The organism is Sedimentibacter sp. B4 (genome assembly GCF_000309315.1).
GTDB classification, from domain to species: domain Bacteria; phylum Bacillota; class Clostridia; order Tissierellales; family Sedimentibacteraceae; genus Sedimentibacter; species Sedimentibacter saalensis.
In genome coordinates, this window is the sequence record NZ_CANG01000750.1 from 1 (window position 1) to 222 (window position 222).

At 71.6% G+C, this 222-nt stretch carries 1 pseudogene; it reads right to left on the reverse strand.

Annotated features, from left to right (window positions below):
• Positions 1-45: 45 nt before the first annotated feature.
• A pseudogene (locus BN358_RS26910) lies at positions 46-222 on the reverse strand (MBL fold metallo-hydrolase); the annotation flags it as partial.

Genomic DNA, 222 nt, shown 5'->3' on the forward strand with positions numbered 1-222 from the left:
TAGCGGCTTGGGCCTCGCGCTCCGACGCTGCTCCGTGGAACCCATCTAGATCCCCACCGCCGCCGACTGGAGGTACGGGTTGGTGGCCCGTTCTCGCGCCATGGTGGTCTGCGGTCCGTGGCCGGGCAGCAGCGCAGCCGAGTCGGGCAGCGCCAGGACCACCTCGCGCAGGGTCCGGCTCATCACCTTCGGATCGCCGCCGGGCAGGTCCGTGCGTCCGAT